Source organism: Streptomyces sp. NPDC001156 (genome assembly GCF_053598275.1).
Window position 1 is genome coordinate 1 of the sequence record NZ_JBSFJX010000362.1, and the last position, 4,904, is coordinate 4,904.

At 68.8% G+C, this 4,904-nt stretch carries 3 protein-coding genes and 2 pseudogenes; all 5 read left to right on the plus strand.

What is annotated here, in order from left to right; all coding sequences use genetic code 11:
- Nucleotides 1–95: pseudogene (locus ACWDA7_RS50305) on the plus strand (ATP-binding protein); the annotation flags it as partial.
- A 365-nt stretch (nt 96–460) separates the two neighbouring features.
- A complete protein-coding gene (locus tag ACWDA7_RS50310; protein WP_450614592.1) occupies nt 461–3,673 on the plus strand; it encodes a nitrate- and nitrite sensing domain-containing protein in 3,213 nt (1,070 codons plus the stop codon).
- A gap of 10 nt (nt 3,674–3,683) precedes the next feature.
- On the plus strand, nt 3,684–4,097 hold the full coding sequence (locus ACWDA7_RS50315; protein ID WP_005479603.1) for a roadblock/LC7 domain-containing protein: 414 nt from the start codon (nt 3,684–3,686) through the stop codon (nt 4,095–4,097).
- A 96-nt stretch (nt 4,098–4,193) separates the two neighbouring features.
- On the plus strand, nt 4,194–4,778 hold the full coding sequence (locus ACWDA7_RS50320) for a DUF742 domain-containing protein (RefSeq protein WP_450614594.1): 585 nt from the start codon (nt 4,194–4,196) through the stop codon (nt 4,776–4,778).
- Nucleotides 4,759–4,904, plus strand: a pseudogene (locus tag ACWDA7_RS50325) (ATP-binding protein); the annotation flags it as partial. The gene ACWDA7_RS50320 and the pseudogene ACWDA7_RS50325, both read left to right, overlap by 20 nt.

The window sequence follows — 4,904 nt, forward strand, 5'->3', positions numbered from 1 at the left end:
CCCCGATCATCACGACGGACGCCCGCCATCGCGCGGATGCCAAGAGTGCCCTGATCACCCTGGTCGAGCATGCGCTCATGGCACGTCTGCGGTAGTGCAAGTCATCGGTGCAATACGGCAGTTGTCGTAGACATGCAGGAGCCGGCTGTGGCGTTTGACACGGTCGGCCTCTGTGTTCATAACGTTTCGACAGAGATATCCGGTGGTATCGCCACGCGTCGCGGTCGGCCGGTGTCGCTGCGCTCACAAAAGCCCCGCCTTTTGGCGGGGCTCGCTCTTTATGACCGTTTTATCAGGGGCTTTCAGTAGGTGGAATGCTCGCTTCCGAGTGTTTGGAATCGCACAGGCGACGTGCTGGAATGCCTGAACTGCCCATTGGTCAAAGACGTACAGGTCGGAGACAGGGCTTGGAGACACCGCGGCACGACGAAGGTGCCGTCGCCGAGAGGTTGTTGGTCGAGTGAGGCGAAGCAAGAACGGTCCCGAGCCGTCGGCACGGGGCAACTTCACCCCGCCGCCGCGCGGAGCGGCACCCGCACAAGCGTCCGGCCCGGAGCCGTCGGCTCTCCCGCCCAGCGGCAGTCGTATCTCGCCGCGCAACTGGCGTGTGCCGACCAGGCTGAACGCGATCCTTCTCATACCCGTGCTGGTCGGCCTGGTCATGGGCGGCTTCCAGGTGAAGAGCTCGATCGACACCTGGAACCAGGCCAAGGACGCCGAGAACACCGCCCGGCTGGTGCAGGCGTCACTGAGCTACGCCGACGCGCTCTACCAGGAGCGCGACGCGTCCGCGCTCCCCCTGCTGACGGGCAAGGGCGCGAAGGACCCGACCGTCGTCCAGGTCAGGCTGGCCACCGACAAGGCCGCCGACGCCTTCGACCGGGCCGCCCTGAACATGCCGCACAAATCCGGCCTGGAGCGTCGGCTCGGCATCTTCCGCGCGGCCGAGAAGAAGCTGCCGGGCCTGCGCGATGGCGCGTACACCCAGCTCAAGGGCGTTCAGACCGAAGAGGATTACGTCGGGGTCGCGCACCCGCTGATGGAGTTCGCCAACGAGCTCGGTCTCGGCACCGGCAACATCACCAGCTACGGCCGTACCGTCTACGCCATCTCGCTCACCAAGGCCGCGCTCTCGCTGGAGCGCTCGATCGGTCTGCACCTGCTGATCCAGCCCGGCCCCGACCCCGAAAGCTTCGCCAAGCAGCGCGTCGCCCTCTCCTCGTACGCCTACCTCGAGGGCATCGCCGTCGAGGAGTACCTCGGCGGTGGCACCGCGGCGGACGCCAGGAAGCTGGACGAGGCCAAGACGAAGCTGCAGGCGGACGGCAAGGCCCTGGCCCAGCAGGCGGCCGCCAAGGACAAGACGTATGTGCCGCCGCCGTCCAAGCCCACGGCCGACCCCGCAACGAACATGGTCACGGCGCTCGCCACCCTGTCGGCCCCGAGCCAGACGGCCGTCGCCGCGCTCGCCCAGCAGGGCGTCACCCCCGAGAACTGGTTGGCGGTGAACACCCTCAAGTACAACGCCTACCGTCAGATCGAGTCGGACCTCGCCGACAAGGCCGTGGCGGACGCCTCGAACATCGCCGACGACGCCAAGCAGTCCGCGTTCATCACCGGTGCCATCGTCATCGTCGCCCTGCTCGCCGCGTTCATCATCGCCGGCCTCATGGCCCGCCAGATGAGCCGCTCCATGCGCCAGCTGCGCAACGCCGCCTTCGGTGTCGCCGAGCAGCGTCTGCCGATGCTGGTCGACCAGCTCTCGCGCACGGACCCCGGTCGCGTGGACACCCGTGTGGCGCCCATCCCGATCACCTCCACGGACGAGATCGGCGAGGTCGCCCGCGCCTTCGACCAGGTCCACCGCGAGGCCGTCCGGCTCGCCGCCGAGCAGGCCCTGCTGCGAGGCAACATCAACGCGATCTTCACCAACCTCTCGCGCCGCAACCAGTCGCTGATCGAGGGCCAGCTGACCCTGATCACCGACCTGGAGAACAACGAGGCCGACCCGGACCAGCTGGAGAACCTCTTCCGCCTGGACCACCTCGCGACCCGTATGCGCCGCAACGGCGAGAACCTCCTCGTCCTCGCGGGCGAGGAGCCCGGCCGCCGCTGGGACCAGCCGGTCCCGCTGGTCGACGTGCTCCGCGCCGCCTCCTCCGAGGTGGAGCAGTACGAGCGCATCGAGCTCTCCGGCGTCCCGGAGGCCGAGATCCACGGCCGCGCCGTGACCGACCTCGTGCACCTGCTCGCCGAGCTGCTGGAGAACGCGACGACGTTCTCCTCCCCGCAGACCAAGGTCCGGGTCACCGCCACGCGTCTGCCGGACGGCCGGATCATGGTCGAGATCCACGACAAGGGCATCGGCCTCACGGCCGAGGACTTCGCGGACATCAACCACAAGCTGGCCAACCCGCCGACCGTGGACGCCGCGATCTCCCAGCGCATGGGCCTCTTCGTGGTCGGCCGGCTGTCCGACCGGCACGGCGTCCGGGTCCAGCTGCGCCCCTCCGGCGAGCAGGCCGGCACCACCTCGCTGGTCATGCTCCCGGACGCCATCACCCACGGTGGCGGTGGCGAGCAGCCGATGGGCCGCGACGAGTTCACCGTCTCGCAGATCATCCCGGAGCAGCAGTTCCGGGGCGAGGACTTCGGGTCCGCGCAGCCGATGCTGACTGCCGCGGATCTCGGCTTCGACGACAGCCGCTACACCGAGGTCCCCGACGACATCAGGGACCTGGACCCCGTCGGCCGCTCGCTGATGCGCGAGGAGCGCCGTGCGGCCCTGGAGGCGCAGGCGCAGGGCCACAGCCGCCCCGAGGAGGCGCAGGAGCCCGCCGAGGCCTACCAGGACGGTTTCCAGCCCCAGCAGGGCACGTACGACAACGGACAGCACCCGTACGACGAGCAGCAGCCGGGCTACGACCAGCAGACGGCGTACGGCGGTCAGCAGCAGCCTGCGTACGACGAGACGTACTACCCGCCGGTTGGCGGCCTGCCGCAGGGTGACGGCTTCCCGTCCACCGGCGGCTACCCGGAGCCCGCCTATGCGGAGCCGATGCAGGACAACCGCTCGGCGACCCAGGGCACCGCTTCGGAGACGTTCTCGGCCTTCGACGAGTCGCGCTACCAGGACGACTGGCCGAAGCAGGACGGGTACCAGAGCGGCTACCGCGCTGATTACGCTCCGGAAACGGAATCCATGCAGGCCGCTGACGTAAGTGAGCGGGACCGCGTAGGCTTCGACCGTCCCGGACCGGCCTCCTCCGCCGCTCACGAGCTCACCGACGCCGGACTGCCCCGCCGCGGCTCCACCCCGAACGGCGCCGTCGGCCGACAGCAGCCCGTGACGCAGGAGCCGTCGGCCATGGAGCCGGGCGACGACTGGCGCTCCGCGAACGACGAGCGGTGGCAGCAGGCGACGCAGCTCCGGAAGCCCAAGGCGGGCGGGGTCACCTCTTCCGGTCTGCCCCGACGGGTGCCCAAGGCGAACCTGATCGAGGGCGCCGCGGAGACGACCCCGCAGGGAGGCCCACAGGTCTCCCGTGCCCCCGAGGACGTGCGGGGCAGGCTGAGCAACCTGCGTCGAGGCGTCCAGCGGGGACGCAACGCAGGCAGTGAAACGAACGGCCAGGGCTTCGGTCCTGACAGCACCTACAACCAGGAGCGTTAGTGTGAGCCCGATGAGCCAGGCGGCACAGAACCTGAACTGGTTGATCACCAACTTCGTGGACAACACCCCTGGGGTGTCCCACACCGTGGTGGTCTCCGCCGACGGACTCCTTCTGGCGATGTCCGAAGGCTTTCCGCGCGACCGCGCCGACCAGTTGGCGGCCGTCGCTTCCGGTCTGACCTCGCTGACGGCGGGCGCCTCCCGCATCTTCGAGGGCGGCAGTGTGAACCAGACAGTTGTGGAGATGGAGAGGGGATTCCTCTTCATCATGTCCGTCTCCGACGGTTCGTCGCTCGCGGTTCTTGCACACCCGGAGGCGGACATCGGCCTCATTGGGTACGAGATGGCGCTTCTGGTGGACCGTGCCGGCACGGTCCTCACTCCGGACCTTCGTGCGGAGCTTCAGGGAAGCCTTCTCAACTAACAGACGGACGGTGCGTATTCGCGTCCCGTGGCCGTAAGGTTTCGGGACGCGGCTTCCACAGGATGGGTGCACAGCGCATTCGGAGGAGGAGAGAAAGTGGCAACACCCCCAGGCGGTTCGTCCTCGGGCAATTGGTCCTACGGCCCTGGCCAGGGTCCGGGCCAGGGTGAGCACAATCGGTACAACTTCCCCTCCGCGCCGAGCCAGCGGCGTCAGCCGTACGCGCCCCAGGGCCCACAGGGTCCCGGGCCGTCGCCGTACGACCAGCCGCCGGCACCGCGCATCCAGCCCGTGCAGCCGCAGCGCCGCGCGCCGGAGCCCGCGCCCGCCGGGTCGTCGAACAACCCTCTGGTGCGCCCGTACGCCATGACGGGCGGTCGTACCAGGCCGCGCTACCAGCTCGCCATCGAGGCGCTGGTGCACACCACCGCATCTCCGCACCAGATGCAGGGCCAGCTGCCCGAGCATCAGCGGATCTGCAACCTGTGCCGGGAGATCAAGTCGGTGGCCGAGGTGTCGGCGCTCCTGACGATTCCTCTCGGCGTGGCCAGAATTCTCGTCGCCGACTTGGCGGAGGCGGGACTGGTCGCCATTCATCAGCCCGGCGGCGACGAGAACGCCGGCGGCCAGCCAGACGTGACACTGCTCGAAAGGGTGCTCAGTGGACTTCGCAAGCTCTAGCGGCGGTCCTTCCCGCTCCACCACGTCCGCGAAGATCGTGGTGGCGGGCGGCTTCGGCGTGGGCAAGACCACGTTCGTCGGCGCCGTCTCGGAGATCAACCCGCTGCGCACCGAGGCCGTCATGAC